The sequence below is a fragment of the Celeribacter sp. PS-C1 genome (assembly GCF_019429625.1).
Taxonomy (GTDB): Bacteria; Pseudomonadota; Alphaproteobacteria; order Rhodobacterales; family Rhodobacteraceae; genus Celeribacter.
In genome coordinates this window covers 129,391-144,641 of sequence record NZ_JAHXRW010000006.1, presented here as the reverse complement: position 1 = coordinate 144,641, position 15,251 = coordinate 129,391, and the positions used below count along the sequence as shown (strand labels likewise).

General features: G+C 60.6%; 15 protein-coding genes. 11 read left to right on the top strand and 4 right to left on the bottom strand.

Annotated features, from left to right (window positions below; translation table 11 throughout):
* Positions 1–115 precede the first annotated feature (115 nt).
* From hflK to J5Y17_RS10830, 3 genes are all read left to right on the top strand, one after another.
* The gene (hflK, locus tag J5Y17_RS10840) at positions 116–1,267 is read left to right on the top strand and encodes an FtsH protease activity modulator HflK (RefSeq protein WP_219785270.1); all 1,152 of its coding nucleotides are present in this window, start codon (positions 116–118) and stop codon (positions 1,265–1,267) included.
* Positions 1,267–2,142: a protease modulator HflC gene (gene hflC, locus J5Y17_RS10835; RefSeq protein WP_219785269.1), complete on the top strand. Its 876-nt coding sequence runs from the start codon at positions 1,267–1,269 to the stop codon at positions 2,140–2,142. The genes hflK and hflC overlap by 1 nt, the downstream gene beginning before the upstream one ends.
* A 373-nt stretch (positions 2,143–2,515) precedes the next feature.
* On the top strand, positions 2,516–4,009 hold the full coding sequence (locus tag J5Y17_RS10830) for a Do family serine endopeptidase (RefSeq protein WP_219785268.1): 1,494 nt from the start codon (positions 2,516–2,518) through the stop codon (positions 4,007–4,009).
* 78 nt (positions 4,010–4,087) lie between these two features.
* On the opposite strand, the gene J5Y17_RS10825 is transcribed toward J5Y17_RS10830, so the two are convergent.
* The gene (locus J5Y17_RS10825) at positions 4,088–4,546 is read right to left on the bottom strand and encodes a peptidoglycan-binding protein (RefSeq protein ID WP_255572033.1); all 459 of its coding nucleotides are present in this window, start codon (positions 4,544–4,546) and stop codon (positions 4,088–4,090) included.
* Between the two features lie 385 nt (positions 4,547–4,931).
* Between J5Y17_RS10825 and J5Y17_RS10820 the strand changes: the two genes are divergently transcribed.
* Together J5Y17_RS10820 and J5Y17_RS10815 are read left to right on the top strand one after the other, a co-directional pair.
* Positions 4,932–5,255 (top strand): 2Fe-2S iron-sulfur cluster-binding protein, encoded by a 324-nt coding sequence (locus J5Y17_RS10820; protein ID WP_167602005.1) that lies wholly within the window; start codon positions 4,932–4,934, stop codon positions 5,253–5,255.
* A complete protein-coding gene (locus J5Y17_RS10815) occupies positions 5,255–5,968 on the top strand; it encodes a VCBS repeat-containing protein (RefSeq protein ID WP_219785266.1) in 714 nt (237 codons plus the stop codon). Before J5Y17_RS10820 ends, J5Y17_RS10815 begins: the two co-directional genes overlap by 1 nt.
* 495 nt (positions 5,969–6,463) lie before the next feature.
* Here the strand turns inward: J5Y17_RS10815 and purD are convergent, their stop codons facing one another.
* A complete protein-coding gene (gene purD / locus J5Y17_RS10810) occupies positions 6,464–7,729 on the bottom strand; it encodes a phosphoribosylamine--glycine ligase (RefSeq protein WP_219785265.1) in 1,266 nt (421 codons plus the stop codon).
* Between the two features lie 87 nt (positions 7,730–7,816).
* Here purD and xseA point away from each other — a divergent pair, with 87 nt between their 5' ends.
* A complete protein-coding gene (xseA, locus tag J5Y17_RS10805) occupies positions 7,817–9,388 on the top strand; it encodes an exodeoxyribonuclease VII large subunit (RefSeq protein ID WP_219785264.1) in 1,572 nt (523 codons plus the stop codon).
* A gap of 183 nt (positions 9,389–9,571) precedes the next feature.
* On the opposite strand, the gene J5Y17_RS10800 is transcribed toward xseA, so the two are convergent.
* Complete coding sequence (locus tag J5Y17_RS10800; protein ID WP_255572032.1) at positions 9,572–9,970, bottom strand: hypothetical protein; 399 nt, start codon at positions 9,968–9,970, stop codon at positions 9,572–9,574.
* Between the two features lie 55 nt (positions 9,971–10,025).
* Entirely contained in the window at positions 10,026–11,096 is a 1,071-nt protein-coding gene (locus J5Y17_RS10795; protein WP_219785263.1) for an alkane 1-monooxygenase, read from the bottom strand.
* A 91-nt stretch (positions 11,097–11,187) separates the two neighbouring features.
* Here J5Y17_RS10795 and J5Y17_RS10790 point away from each other — a divergent pair, with 91 nt between their 5' ends.
* From J5Y17_RS10790 to J5Y17_RS10770, 5 genes are all read left to right on the top strand, one after another.
* On the top strand, positions 11,188–11,823 hold the full coding sequence (locus tag J5Y17_RS10790; RefSeq protein WP_219785262.1) for a lysoplasmalogenase: 636 nt from the start codon (positions 11,188–11,190) through the stop codon (positions 11,821–11,823).
* Between the two features lie 41 nt (positions 11,824–11,864).
* Positions 11,865–13,223 (top strand): signal recognition particle-docking protein FtsY, encoded by a 1,359-nt coding sequence (ftsY, locus tag J5Y17_RS10785; RefSeq protein WP_219785261.1) that lies wholly within the window; start codon positions 11,865–11,867, stop codon positions 13,221–13,223.
* The gene (locus tag J5Y17_RS10780; protein ID WP_219785260.1) at positions 13,223–13,651 is read left to right on the top strand and encodes a GNAT family N-acetyltransferase; all 429 of its coding nucleotides are present in this window, start codon (positions 13,223–13,225) and stop codon (positions 13,649–13,651) included. Before ftsY ends, J5Y17_RS10780 begins: the two co-directional genes overlap by 1 nt.
* 69 nt (positions 13,652–13,720) lie before the next feature.
* A complete protein-coding gene (locus J5Y17_RS10775) occupies positions 13,721–14,623 on the top strand; it encodes a DMT family transporter (RefSeq protein WP_219785259.1) in 903 nt (300 codons plus the stop codon).
* A 9-nt stretch (positions 14,624–14,632) separates the two neighbouring features.
* Positions 14,633–15,250: an inner membrane-spanning protein YciB gene (locus J5Y17_RS10770; protein ID WP_219785258.1), complete on the top strand. Its 618-nt coding sequence runs from the start codon at positions 14,633–14,635 to the stop codon at positions 15,248–15,250.
* The last annotated feature ends 1 nt before the right edge of the window (position 15,251 follow it).

The following is a 15,251-nucleotide window of genomic DNA, read 5'->3' as shown; positions in this document are numbered from 1 at the left end:
GCGACACCTTCGCCCCCTTGAAACCCGGCCCTAGAACGAACAGGTTACACAGGAGCCTTGGCCCGACAGGATTTTTCTGCCGGGCCAGACCCATACGAGAGAGGACTTGACCTTAATGGCCAGCAACAATGGCGGACCTTGGGGCGGCGGCGGTGGCAATCGCCCGACCGGAGGAGATAACCGTGGGGGAGACAACCGTGGCAACGGCGGCAATCGCCGTCCGGGCGACCAGCCGCAAATCCCCGAAATCGACGAAATGCTCAACAAGGGCAACGAGTACCTGAAGGTGCTGATGGGCGGCAAAGGCGGCGGCAATGGCCGCTCCGGCGGTCCCGGCGGCGAAGGTCCGGGCGTGTCCAAGGGCATGATCGGCCTCGCTGTGCTGGGCGCCATCGGTCTTTGGGCCTTTTCCTCTTTCTACACCGTGAAACCCGAAGAGCAGTCCGTTGAACTGTTCCTCGGTGATTTCTACAAAATCGGTCAGCCGGGTCTGAACTTCGCCCCCTGGCCGCTCGTGAGCTATGAAAAAGTCATCGTCACCGGCGAGCGTACAGAGAACATCGGCACCGCCGGTCAGGGCAGCTCGGGTCTGATGCTGACCACGGACGAAAACATCGTCGACATCGATTTCCAGGTGGTCTGGAACATCAACGATCCGGCGCAATATCTGTTCAATCTGGCCGACCCGCGTGCCACCGTTCAGGCTGTGTCGGAATCCTCGATGCGTGAGATCATCGCGGCTTCTGAGCTGGCACCGATCCTCAACCGGGACCGTGGCCTGATCGCCGACAACGCGATGACGCTTATCCAGAACACGCTCGACAGCTATGACAGCGGCATCAACGTGATCCGCGTCAACCTCGACAAGGCCGACCCGCCGCAAGAAGTCATCGATGATTTCCGCGACGTGCAGGCCGCCGAACAGGAACGCGACCGTCTGGTCCGTCAGGCCGACGCCTATGCCAACACCGTGCTGGCTGGCGCGCGTGGTACGGCGGCGCAAATCCTCGAAGAGGCCGAAGCCTACCGTGCGCAGGTCGTGAACGACGCCGAAGGTCAGGCCTCGCGCTTCTCCGCCGTTTTGACCGAATATCAGAACGCCCCCGATGTGACGCGCAAACGTCTCTATCTTGAGGCGATCGAAGAGGTCTATGGCGGCATGGATAAGATCATCCTCGACGACACCACCGGTAACGGGCAAGGCGTTGTACCCTATCTGCCGCTCAATGAACTGCGCCGCAGTACCACCGATGAGGGAGCGAACTGATGAAGAAACTTCCCATTTTTTTCGGCCTGATCTTTGTCGTGATCGTGCTGGTGATGTCCTCGCTCTTTATCGTGGACGAACGCCAAAAGGCGCTGGTGCTGCAATTCGGTCAGATTAAATCCGTGAAGGAAGACCCGGGTCTCGCCTTTAAAGTGCCCTTCATTCAGGAAGTCGTTTACTACGACGACCGCATCCTCTCGCTGGAAACACCAGAGATCGAGGTCACGCCTTCGGATGACCGTCGCCTTCTGGTCGATGCGTTCGCGCGCTACCGCATTTCCGATGTGGTGCGTTTCCGTCAGGCCGTGTCCACCGGCGGTATCGCGCTGGCCGAGGATCGTCTGCAGGGCATCCTGAACGCCCGTGTGCGTGAGGTGCTGGGTTCGGACAGTGTGACGTCTTCGACCATCCTCTCCGATGACCGGGCACAACTGATGGAACGCATTCGCGACTCTGCTCGTGCACAGGCTTTGTCTCTTGGTGTCGAGGTTGTGGACGTGCGTCTGAAACAAACCTTCCTGCCGGATCAGAACCTTGACGCGACCTTCGCCCGGATGAGCGCTGAGCGGGCCCGTGAAGCCGCCGACGAACGTGCGCGTGGTCAAGAGGCGGCACAGCGTGTGCGCGCGCAGGCCGACCGGACCGTGGTCGAGCTTGAATCCGACGCGCGTCGTCAGGCTGAGATCACCCGCGGTGAAGCCGATGCGGAAAAGAACCGGATTTATGCCGATGCCTATGGTGCGGACCCGGAGTTCTTTGAATTCTACCGGTCGCTGGATGCCTATCGTCAGGGCCTCAAAGGGTCGAACACGACGATGGTTCTGTCGCCGGACAGCGAGTTCTTTGATTATCTGAAGTCTGACGCGGGGCGCTAAGCCTCAAATCGGCAAAGTATTGAAAAGGGGCCTGTTTCGGGCCCCTTTTTTCTTTCGAAGGCGCCGTGATCAGGCTTTTTTTATCGGCATCGATTTTAGTGAGACGGGCCTGAATGGCGTCGAGACAATGGGCTTGCGGCCTGCGCAGATAGGCGATCCGCACAAGATCGCGTGAGGTGACCTCTGCGCCCCCGAATTCCCCGCAAAGCCACCGCCTTTCTCCTTGTCACACCCCGCTCACATGCTGTTGACTGAACGCGACCGACATTGAGTTGTGTCGATAAGCCCCTATTTGTACCCCTGAGGACAGTCGCCGCGCCGCAGATCGGGAGGAATGCTCCCCAAGGCGCATCATACGGAGGATATTTGACCTATGACACAGGCCGTGACACAGGCTCGCGCCGTCACTTTCACCCCTCAGGACACGCGCGCTGGTTTGCGCATGATGGTTATGGCGCTGATGGGCGCTCTCGCGATCATGTTCCAAACCATCGCGGCAGAGGCGCGCGGGGCGCCGGAAAGCTTTGCCGATCTCGCGGACAAGGTCAGCCCGGCCGTGGTCAACATCACCACCACCACCGTGGTTGAGGCGTCGACCAATCAACAGCCGATCGTGCCGGAAGGCTCGCCCTTTGAAGATTTCTTCCGCGATTTCATGGAGCGCAACGGCCCCGGCGGTCAGGCTCCGCGTCGTTCGCAGGCGCTGGGCTCTGGCTTTGTGATCTCTGAGGACGGCTACATCGTCACGAACAACCACGTGATCGAAGGCGCCGACGAGATCGAGATCGAATTCTTCGAAGGCTTCACTTTGCCCGCGACGCTGGTCGGCACTGACCCGAAAACCGACATCGCCGTGTTGAAAGTCGACAGCGAACAGCCGCTGAAATTTGTGCCTTTCGGCGACAGCGATGTCGCCCGTGTGGGCGATTGGGTCATGGCCATGGGCAACCCGCTGGGCCAAGGCTTTTCCGTCTCTGCCGGCATCGTGTCGCAACGCGGCCGTGCACTGTCGGGTGCCTATGACGATTACATCCAGACCGACGCCGCCATCAACCGCGGCAACTCCGGTGGCCCGCTCTTCAACATGGACGGTCAGGTGATCGGTGTGAACACCGCAATCCTGTCTCCCAATGGCGGTTCCATCGGTATCGGCTTCTCGATGGCCTCGAACGTGGTGACCAAAGTGGTCGACCAGCTCAAGGAATTCGGTGAAACCCGTCGCGGCTGGTTGGGTGTGCGCATCCAACGCGTGACCGATGACGTGGCCGAAGCCATGGGGCTCGAAGAGGTCAAAGGTGCTCTGGTTACTGACGTGCCGGAAGGCCCCTCGAAAGAGGCAGGCATCGAGAGCGGTGACGTGATCTTGTCCTTTGACGGCAAAGACGTCGAAGACGATCGTGGTCTCGTGCGCACCGTCGGCGAAACCGAGGTCGGCAAGGCCGTGCGCGTCGTCGTGTTCCGTGATGGCAAGACCAAGACGCTGATGGTCACTCTGGGGCGTCGCGAAGAGGCCGAGAACACCGCATTCCCGAGTGAAGGCGACGGCATGACGCCGCAAGCGCCCGAGACGGTGTCCATGATGGGCATGACGCTTCAGCCGCTTGACGACACCCTGCGCGAAGAACTGGGCGTGTCCGCCGGGACCACCGGTCTGGCCGTGGTCGAAGTGGACGAGGCCTCCGAGGCCTTCACCAAAGGCCTGCGCGCCGGTGACGTGATCACCGAGGCCGGTCAGCAAAAACTCACGAGCCTGTCCGATCTCGAGGCTCGCATCGAAGAGGCGCAGGAGGCCGGGCGCAAAACCGTTCTGCTTCTGGTGCGCCGCGCCGGTGAACCGCGCTTTGTGGCGCTCGGCGTGGGCGAGTAACTTCGCTTTGTGTGACATGCGAAAGGCGGCCTCTCGAGGCCGCCTTTTTCGTTTCGGGGCTGGGCAGCAGGTGCGGCGCTATTCTTCGCGCGGCACTTCCTTGAGGCCCAGTTGACGGGCCGCAGCCAAGGACAGCACATCGCTGTCTACTCCCTGTTCAAGCTGATAGGCCCGGATCGCTCGACGCGTACCTTGATCCATGCGGCCATGAGCCTGACCGTGGTATAGGTCGCGCGCGGCCAAGGCGCGTTGCACTGAGGCGATGAAGTCTGGCGTCCACTCTTCGCGGCAAAGCGTTTCGAACCACAATTCCTTGCGTTCGCGCACAATCTCTTGCCGGGTTTCGGTGCGATAGACCGCCGGGTAGGTGACGGCGCCCGAGACATCGATCTGCGGTGGTTGCACCAATACCTGTTCCGTGACGGTTTCAATGATCGCAGGCGTCACATGACGCGCGTAACAGGCATCGGGATCGGCGCCCGGTGGGGCGCCAGGGGTCTCTGAGGCGCGCAGGATTTCCTCATCCGTCGTGGCCATTTGGCAGGCCGCCAACACGGCACTCGCCAAAAAGAGCGCAATCGGCCTTCGTGAAACTCGTCCTGTCATCTGATCGCCTGTCTGCTTTTGCCCGCTTGTGATTTGCGGGTTGCGAAGGCATGTTACCCCGTTGCGCGGGTTTTCCAAGGGGCGAATGAGACGCGCAGACAAGGAGGCTGTCTGCACAAAAACTGGTCACAGAACGAGGATGCGCGCGTGACGCAGGCCGGACTACTGGTCGCGACGTAATGGCCCTTTTCTCACGCCCTCGGTCGCGCTAAAGCAGGTGTCGAAAACGGACCGGAGGGGCATGAGCCAAATCGGGTCATGTCGGACGAGAACAGGCTTTCAGCTTTAGGCGAGAGCAGCGGAAAGGAATAAGCCAATGGTCAAAATCACCTATGTCGAATTCGGCGGCACAGAGCATGTCGTGGATGTTCCCGTGGGGCGCACCGTGATGGAAGGCGCGCGCGACAATGGCATTCCGGGTATTGACGCCGATTGCGGCGGGGCCTGCGCCTGTTCTACCTGCCACGTCTATGTGGCGCCCGAATGGGTCGAGAAGCTCCCCGAGCGTGACGATATGGAAGAAGACATGCTCGATTTTGCCTTTGAGCCGGATCCCGTGCGGTCGCGCCTGACCTGTCAGATCAAGGTGACTGAGGCGCTCGAAGGTCTTCTGGTCAATATGCCTGAAAAGCAGATCTGATGCTGAAACTGGCCGCTTTGCTTTCCTTGGTGGCCAGTCCCCTTGCCGCCGCCACGATCAACGGCGCGCATTATGCGGAACCGACGGAGGTCTATGGCCACGGAGCCGTTGCGAACGGCGAATATGCCCGTCTTGTTGTCACGCTGGACGACGGCACCACGCGCGAGGCCTCTTTCAAGAAAAGCGTTTTCGAAGATACCGCGCCCCGGCTTCATGATTTCAATGGCGACGGCGCGCCGGAGGTGGTGACGGTCGTCAGCGGCTTTGTCACCGGCGCCTGGGTACAGGTCTGGTTCCTTGACGATCAAGCCCGCCTGATCCCGGCCAAGGCCAGCGCCCCCATCGGCCAACGCCACCGCTGGCTCGCGATCGCGGGCATTGCCGACTTCGATGGCGATGGGGTGGAGGAGATCGCCTATGTTGACCGTCCGCATCTCAAGAAAGAGCTGGTGCTTCTGCCGGTCGATCTGTCGCGAGAAGGCATGTTGGTGCCCTCGGCGCGGCTTTCCGGTCTGACCAACCATCATTTCGGCGCGGGGGATATTGAAGGCGGCGTGCGCTGGTGTCCTGATGAGACGCCTGTGATCCTCACAGCAGATGCAGATTGGACACAAATTGTCGAGACGCGCTGGCAAGCGGGTGAATTGGTTTCAACGCCAGTTGCCCCTTATGACGGCCCTGCGTCTTTCGCGCCGTTCCTGACCTGTCCTTAAAAGGGGCGCTGCCCCTCTGGCCTTTCAGGCCATTCACCCCGGGATATTTAAAGACAAAAGAAGCACGCGCCCTCATCCGATCAGAGGCCTTGGCGTTTCCCTCTGTCCCCTGAGCAAACTCACGAGGACAGAGGGCTTCTTCCGTCACGGTCATCGGCGTCCCCGCCTGTACCGTGTATGCAGCATGACGGGTTAAGGTTAATAGCTGGTGAATAGCGCTTCTTTTGTCTGGAAATATCCCGGGGGTGCGGGGGCTGGCCCCCAAATACGCGTCATTTCATAAGAAATACGGCAAAAGAAAAGGCGCGCCGTTCGAGCGCGCCTCTATTCTGTCGCGACAGCCGCAACCGGACTTGTGCACCGAAGTTTCGAACCGTGAGGGGGCAAACCAGATGGCCATTCGAGCCGTTGGTGCATTTCGCAACGTGGTTATGCCACGGGTAAGGTTAACACGGGCTTAACCGAAACCCGTGTCACCAGATTTATTTCGCCGTATTATTTCAGCGCACGCCAGCCGATATCGGACCGGTTGAAGCCTTCGGGCCAATCAATCTGATCTATCATGGCATAGGCACGGTCGCGCGCGTCTTGCAGGCTGTCGCCACGCGCAGTCACGTTCAGCACCCGTCCGCCGGTCGCGACAATCTGGCCGTCTTTTTCGGCCGTGCCCGCGTGGAACACCATGTTCATGCTGTCCTCGGGGAGCGCGTCCAAGCCCTTGATTGCAGAGCCTTTCTCATAGGTGCCGGGATAGCCCTTCGCCGCCATCACAACGGTCATCGCGTGATCGTCCGCCCAGTTCACCTTGGCCTGATCAAGCGTCCCTTCGGCGGTTGCCAGCATCAGATCGAGCGCCTGCGCGCCCAGACGCATCATCAGCACCTGACATTCCGGGTCGCCAAAGCGGCAGTTGTATTCGACAAGGCGCGGCTGGCCGTCTTTGATCATGAAGCCTGCATAGAGCACGCCCTGATAGGGCATGCCGCGTTTGGCCATCTCTTTGACGGTCGGTTTGACGATCTCGTCCATGGCTTTTTGGATCACGCCGTCGGTCATCACCGGCGCGGGCGAATAGGCGCCCATGCCGCCGGTGTTCAGTCCCGTGTCGCCATCACCAACGCGCTTGTGATCCTGCGCCGTGCCGATGGGCAGGACGTTTTCGCCGTCGCAGAGAATGAACCAGGAGGCCTCTTCGCCCTCCATGAATTCCTCGATCACGACCTCCGCACCCGCGCCGCCAAAGGCCCCGCCGAACATGTCGTCGATCGCGTCCAAAGCGGTCGCCTCGTCCATCGCCACGATCACGCCTTTGCCGGCCGCCAGACCGTCGGCCTTCACCACGATGGGCGCGCCTTGCGTGCGGATATAGGCCTTGGCCTTCTCCGCGTCGTCAAAGCGCGCGTAATCTGCAGTCGGCGCACCCGAGGCGTCACAAATCTCTTTGGTGAAGCCTTTCGAGGCCTCAAGCTGCGCAGCCAGTTTAGACGGTCCGAAGGTCAGAACCCCCGCCGCGCGCAGATCGTCCGCGACACCTGCGGCCAGCGGCGCTTCGGGGCCGATGACGACGAAATCAATGGCGTTTTCTTCGACAAAAGACACCACAGCCGGGCCGTCATTGATGTCGAAAGACGCGCATTCCGCGATCTTCGCGATGCCCGCATTGCCCGGCGCCACGATCAGCTTGTCGCATTTCGGGTTTTGCATCACCGCCCAGGCCAACGCATGTTCGCGCCCGCCGCTGCCGAGGATCAGAATGTTCATCAACGCTCTCCGCTTCACCTTTGCTTGCGCGCGTTCTAAGGTCACCGAGAGTTTGACACAAGCACGAGCAGCCCCCGGAGGCCAAACATGTCCGATCTTTTCGAGGACGAAAGCCCCAAATCTTCTAACGCGCCGGAATTTTCCGTCTCCGAGCTTTCGGGCGCGGTGAAGGCGATGATCGAGGGCGAATTCGGCTATGTGCGGGTGCGGGCCGAGGTGGGGCGCGTGTCGCGGCCTCGTTCGGGGCATTTGTATTTCGACCTGAAGGACGAAAAAGCGGTCATCAACGCCGTGAGCTGGAAAGGCCAGGTCGCGCGGATGGAGGTGCAGCCGGAAGAGGGGATGGAGGTCATCGCCACGGGCCGGATGACGACTTTCCCCGGCGGTTCGCGCTATCAGATCATCGTCGATAATGTCGAACCGGCCGGCGCGGGCGCGCTTATGGCGATGCTGGAAAAGCGCAAAAAAGCGCTGGCGGCCGAGGGGCTGTTCGATGCCTCCCGCAAGAAACCTCTGCCGTGGTTGCCGGAGGTGATCGGAGTGGTGACCTCGCCCTCAGGCGCGGTGATCCGCGATATTCTGCACCGGCTGAGCGACCGCTTTCCGCGTCATGTGCTGATCTGGCCGGTGGCGGTGCAGGGACAGAAAAGTGCCGCCGAAGTTGCGGCAGGCATTCGGGGATTTAACGCTCTGCCCGAAGGCGGCGCGATCCCGCGGCCTGACCTTATTATTGTCGCGCGGGGTGGTGGCTCGGTCGAGGACCTCTGGGGTTTCAACGAAGAAATCGTGGTGCGTGCGGCGGCAGACTCCGCAATTCCGCTGATCTCCGCTGTCGGCCACGAGACCGACACGACGCTGATCGATTTCGCCTCCGACAAACGTGCGCCGACACCGACCGCCGCCGCCGAACTGGCCGTACCGGTGCGGCGCGAATTGTGGGTCACCATTCAGGAATTGCGTGCCCGGATGGAGCGGGCTTTGAACAGTGGTGTCGAGCTGCGCCGTCAACGGTTGCGCGATCTGAGCCGGGCTTTGCCGCAGAAAGACCGCCTGCTCGATGGGCCGCGTCAGCGTGTCGATCAGATCGATCTGCGCCTGACGCAGGCCCTGATCAACGGCGTGCGCAACCGGCGGCTGGCGCTGTCCGAGGCGGCGACCGTGCTGCGGCCCTCGATGCTGCGAGGGCGGATGGCGGCCCAGAAGGACCGATTGTCCACTTTGTTCCTGCGGCTTGCACCCGCTTTGGCGCGCGGCGCGGGGCAACATCGGCGTGATCTTGATCGCTTGGCGGCGCGACTGTCGCCCGCAACGGTGTCGCGTACAACGGTTCAGGCCCGCCGCGATCTGACACAGCTCTCGGACCGGTTCGCACGCGCCGCTCAAGGCCAGACCCATCGCTGGCGGGCCGCATTGGATCAGCGCGCGGGCATGTTGTCGGCGCTGTCTTATGAGGAGACGTTGAAACGTGGTTATGCCGTGGTGCGCGATGCCGAGGGCGGGGTTGTCACCTCGGCCAAGGAGGCAGCGCGGATGCATGAGGTGCAATTCGCCGACGGTCGTGTGCAGATCGGTGGCGGCGTGGCATCGAAGCCTGCCAAGCCTAAGGCCAAGAAAGAGCCGGGTTCAGGTGGCGGGCCCGCTCAGGGCAGTTTGTTCTGAGAAACGACGCCATTTGATATGGTGGGGTTCCGCCTATCTGGCTGCGGTTCCGGCGCTCTGTCGGCGTTTCGTTGCTCTCACGCGTTAACCTTAATCTGGTTAACCTTAACACCGGCTAAGGTTAACGTGGGTAAGCTGTGGGGCGAGCCTGTCCTCCTGGCATGCCTGTGGGACGGGCGGTGCCTAGACCCCGACTTGAGGCCCCATACAGGCCAAGGGCCCGTCCGAGGCCCAGGCCTCATAAAGCTCCGTGCCGCTGTCGCCCTGGAACACGGCTTTGAGCTTGTCGCTTTCGACGAAAAACTGCCAGCATTGCGGCGCAAGGCCATCCTCGTAGACGAAACAAATGTCCTGTTCGCGTTCGTACCAAATGCCCTCTTTGCAAGTGTCCTGATCAAAGGCCCATCGCACGCGATTTCCCGGCAGATATTCCTCCGCGCCGTAAGGTTGTCCGTCTTCTGCGAAGGTCAGGGTTTTCCCTGTCGCGTAGGCGTCGAATTCTTCGCCAGTGAGAGGATCGGCAAAGGCCACCGTGGCGCTCAAGAGCGCGCAAGCGAGGGGGAGGATGCAGGTCTTCATCATTTGGCAACCATGACACAGGGCGACGAGTCGCTCCACTCACATTCTTAACAGCTGGTTAACCGGCGTGTTGTGAGGCTGTGGTCTCCTGTAGACGCGCCACGCGGGTGTCCATAACTTTGCGCCACAACGGCGGGATCAGCGCCAGCGTTGCCATGGCCGGAAGTGAGTGCGGCAGTTGCGGCATCTCGTCCGTAAGCTCCAGCGCAGGATAGGGTTTCATCGGATGGGCGTGGTGATCGGAATGCCGAGGGGCGTTGAGCATCAGAAAAGACGTGAACCATTGCGGGCTGTTCCAGCTATGCCCTGCGCCGACGGGTTCGAATTTTCCGGGAGTCATTTCGCGACGGCGGAGCCCGTAGTGCTGCACATAATCCGAAAGCATAAGCTGAGAGGAGGCATAGCCCGCGAGCAGCATGTATTTGAAAACGCCTGTGAAACCGCCAATGAGATAGGCCAGAGCGAGACAGACGACCGCGCCGCCGACATAAAGCACGTAAGGGTGCAGATCGGTCGATCCGGCATGCGCGCGCATCGCGTTTTCTTCGCGCAGACCGGCTCGGAACGACCCGAACCAGGCGCGGGGCAGAAAGCGGTAATAGCTCATGCCGAGAGGCGCGGAATTCGGGTCTCGGGCGGTGGCCGCATAACGGTGATGCACACGGACATGCGCAGTGGCGTGATGGCCGAATAACAGCGTGATATAGACCCATGTGCCCATACGGCGGAGCGTCCGATTGGAGCGATGCACCAGCTCGTGCGCGTTGGAGTTCGACACCTGTCCAAAGAACAATCCCATGCCGAAGAACACAAAGAGCCTTTCCCAAAATGCGAGGTGTCCATTGGAGAGCGCCCAGACGGCCAGAGGCAAAAGAGCGAAATGCGAAAGCGCCAGAACGGTTGAGAGCGCGTTGGCGTCGGGAAATTCGGCCTCCGGGTTTTCAGGATCACGGGCTAGGACGACGAGCTGATCGAGAGAATAAGCCAGAGCCGTCATATAGAGAAAACCCGCCACGGCCCAAAGCCCGCCAAACACTGCGCCCAAGGCCAAAAGCGCCACGGGCGCCAGCGTCGTGACCGCGAAAAAACGTATGATGTGGGCGGTCTTGCGCGGCGGAGTTTGTGTCATGGACGTCCCTTTAAATCTGTGCTGACTATAGGCATGAGCCTGTGGTCTGCAAAAGCGAAACCTGTGGCTCAGACGGCGGGGAGGGGTGATTTTGGACATAATTTTATGGGGCTTGGCTGGGGCGAGTGCTTTGGCCTACCTGCCTTTGACCGGGCGCGCGCCGGCGCTTTGGCGCAGCGGGATCAAGACAGTGCCATTGAGCCTCTTCGCGCTGATGGCGTTTCTTCATGGCGGGTCATCTTGGTTAATATTCGGACTGATTTTATCGGCGCTGGGCGATCTGGCGCTGTCACGTGAGGGGGATCGGGCTTTTCTCATCGGGCTTGTCAGCTTTGCGCTCGCGCATCTCTGCTACGTCTTTCTGTTTTGGACTGAGGTCGACGGCCTCTTTTGGCCGGGTGTTGTCATGCTTGCCGGTGTCGCGTTGTCGACGGAAGTTTGGCTGGCGCCCCATACAGGCGCTTTGCGCGGGCCAGTCCGCGTCTATGTTCTGCTCATTTCGGTCATGACGGTGCTGGCGCTCAGCCTGCCGGAGACCTGGCGTTTGGCCAGCCTCGGAGCTGTCTTGTTCTTGCTCTCCGATCTCATTCTGTCGCTCCAACTCTTTCGGATGAAGCCCGGAACGCAGACGGCGCGAGGCGCGGGCTATCTGCTATGGATCCTCTATATTTGCGGTCAGGGGGCGATCCTTTTGGCCTTTGTTCCACGCGTTTGGGGGCTTTCATAAAGGGCCAAGACCGATTAAGTGACGACAGGAACGGAGGCCCCATGTCGCTTTTTTCAAAACTGAAATCCCGTCTGATGAAAACCTCGTCGAAACTCGACGAAGGGTTGGAAGCCATTGTCGAGGACGGTGGCGAGGAAAGCAGCGTCGAGGAGGCCTATGTCGAAGAGGTCGCGGCTGAACCGAAAGCGCCGGAGCCGCCCGCTGCCCCGGATGTGACGCCGGAACCGTTGCCGACACCAGAATACGAGCCTGAGCCCGAGCCGCAGCCGATCCCTGAGCCGGCGCCGGAAACACCCCCCGCGCCTCTGCCGGAAGAACTGCCGACGGATGTGCCGCAAGAGCTTCCTGTCGATCTTCCGGGTGCTCCGGAGCCGGATGTCACGCCGCCGTCCGAAGTTGCCCCGCTTGAAATGCCCGTGCAGGTGCCGGTCGAAGTTCCTGTCGAGATGCCGGTTGAAATCCCGGTTGAGACCGTGATCGAAACACCCGCTCAAACTCTGTCCGAGACCGTCAAACCGGGCTTCTTGGGGCGCCTTCTGGGCCGTAAAGAGACAAAGACCGTCATCCGCCGCGCGCTGGATGACGATATGCTCGAACAGCTCGAAGAGTTGTTGATCACCGCCGATATGGGGGTCGAGACCTCGATGCGGGTGACCGCAGCCATGGCCGAGGGGCGCTATGGCAAGAAACTTTCGGTTGAAGAAATCAAGCGCCTGATGGCCCAGGAAGTCGCGCGGATCATGGAGCCGGTGGCCAAACCGATGCCGATCTACACGAAGACGCCGCAGGTTGTGCTGGTTGTCGGCGTGAACGGTTCGGGCAAGACCACCACCATCGGCAAACTCGCCAGCCAATTCCGCGCGGCCGGTAAATCCGTGGTGATCGCGGCGGGCGATACTTTCCGTGCGGCGGCTGTTGAACAGTTGCAGGTCTGGGGCGAGCGCGCCGGTGTGCCGGTTCTAACTGCGCCCGAGGGCTCCGATCCGGCAAGTCTGGCCTTTGACGCGATGACCAAGGCGCAGGAGACCGGCGCCGATCTGTTGATGATCGACACGGCGGGCCGGTTGCAGAACCGCGCCGACCTGATGGAAGAACTGGCCAAGATCGTCCGGGTGATCCGCAAAAAGGACGAAACCGCGCCGCACAACACTTTGCTTGTGCTCGACGCCACGACAGGGCAAAACGCGGTTTCTCAGGTCGAGATTTTCCAGAAGATCGCGGATGTCTCCGGCCTTGTCATGACGAAACTCGATGGGACCGCCAAGGGTGGGGTTCTGGTCAGTCTGGCCGATAAATTCGGTCTTCCGATCCATGCGATTGGCGTGGGCGAACAGATTGACGATCTCGCCCCCTTCGACCCCGAAGAATTTGCCGCGGCCCTGACGGGTCTGGAGGTTTGATGCTCGAAATTCTGCACGCCATTGGTCCCCAGAGCTGGGTCTCCTGTGGGAACCCGCTGGAACGACGCGAGGCGATTCAGGAGCTGTTTTTCGACCACCCGGTCTGCCCGGACGACACGGCCGAGGACTGGCCGGAGGACCGTGAGCTTTACGCCGAAATGGTGGTGGTTCAGGGCGAGCGTTTGGTGGGCACGGCCATGTTGGTGGTGGACCCTGACCGTGAAGACCGCCCGGCCCGCATCTGGGGCATGGGGGTTCTGCCGGAGTTCCGCACCGATTTCGTGATCCGCACGCTGGAAGAAGCGCTGATCACGGCGGGCTATCTGGACCCGGCCTATCCGTTTATCGAGGCGACCGACGGCATGCTGGTGCCGAATCCCTATTCTGATATGCCGGGGCTCACGCGCTCCGATCCGCGCGCGGCCTGAGGTATGCGCTCAGTCGCTGTGCGGTTTCTGGCTCTGGACCTTTTAGGGGGCTGGGGGTAGCAGGATCACATGAGCGACTTCATTCTTTCTCTTGAAGGCACGGAAACGGGCCACCAGGCAGCGCTGATTCTGGCGCTTATGGCCGCGTTTTTGCATGCGCTCTTCGGGGCGTTACAAAAGGGGCGGCACGATCCATGGCTGTCCCGCGGTGCGATGGATTTCTTTTACTGTATCATGGCCGCGCCTTTCGCGTTGTTCGTTGTGCCTTGGCCGGAGCCACATATGTGGTTGATTTTCCTCGGCATGTTCGTGATCCACATGGGCTATAAAGTCGCGCAGGGATACACCTACACCATGGGCGCCTACACGGTCGTCTATCCCGTGGTGCGTGGCTCGGGGCCGCTTTTTGCGGTGGTCGCGGCCGGATTCGTGTTTGGCGAACATTTCACCTTGGTGCAATGGCTCGGCGTCTTGGTGTTGATTTCCGGCATCTTCGGGCTCGCGATCTACAACCTCAGGACCATCACGGTCGGGCGTGAGACCATGGTTCCCGCCTTGATGCTGGCGGTTCTGACTGGCGCTTTCGTGGCGCTTTACACGACCTATGACGCTTACGGCATCCGCTCGACCGCCGATCCGTTCACGTTTTTGGCGTGGTTCTTCTTCCTCGACGGTTTGGTGATGCCTGTGGTGGCGTTTCTGCGCTATCGGAATATGGTCGAAAAGCCGGCGCTCGGGCCATTGGCAGTTAAGGGGTTCTTTGGCGGCATTGTGGCCTATTTTTCCTTTGGCTGTATCATGTTGGCGACCCGTCTTGATAACGTGGGCGAGGCGGCTGTGCTGCGCGAGACCTCCACCGTTTTCGCGGCCCTCATCGGCTGGATCGTGTTGGGCGAAAAGGTGGGGCCGAGAAGATTGTCCCTCATGGCCTTGATTGCCTTGGGCGCGGTCATAGTTGAGATGGGTGGATAAGGAGCGCGCATGTCAGACGAAAAGCAGATCAAGCCTTGGGTGAAACCGGTTCTCGAAATGGGGCCGATTTTGGCGTTTTTCGCGGGCTATATCGCGCTGCGGGACCATGTGTTCACTATCGGGGGCACGGAATATTCCGGGTTCATCGTGATGACGGCGGCGTTTATCCCGCTTTTGGCGCTCTCCACCCTGATCCTGTGGCGTCTAACCGGCAAGCTGTCGGCGATGCAGATCATGACGCTGGTGCTGGTGGTCGTCTTCGGGGGCCTCACGATCTGGCTCAATGACGAGCGGTTTTTCAAGATGAAGCCGACGATGATTTACATCATGTTCGGGGCCATTCTGGGCGTCGGATTGATGCGCTCGAAAAGCTATCTCTCATTGGTTCTGGGCGAGGTGATGCCCTTGGACGCCGAGGGATGGCGCAAACTCGAATTTCGCATGATGCTGTTTTTCTTCGGTCTGGCCGTCGCCAATGAGGTGATCTGGCGGACCCTCACGACCGACACTTGGGTGAAGTTCAAGACCTTTGGCTTGCCGATCGCTATGCTGTTGTTTTTCATGGCACAAAGCGGATTGATGGCGCGGCATTCGACCGAAGAGGCGGATAAGGACGCAGCGGAGTAAT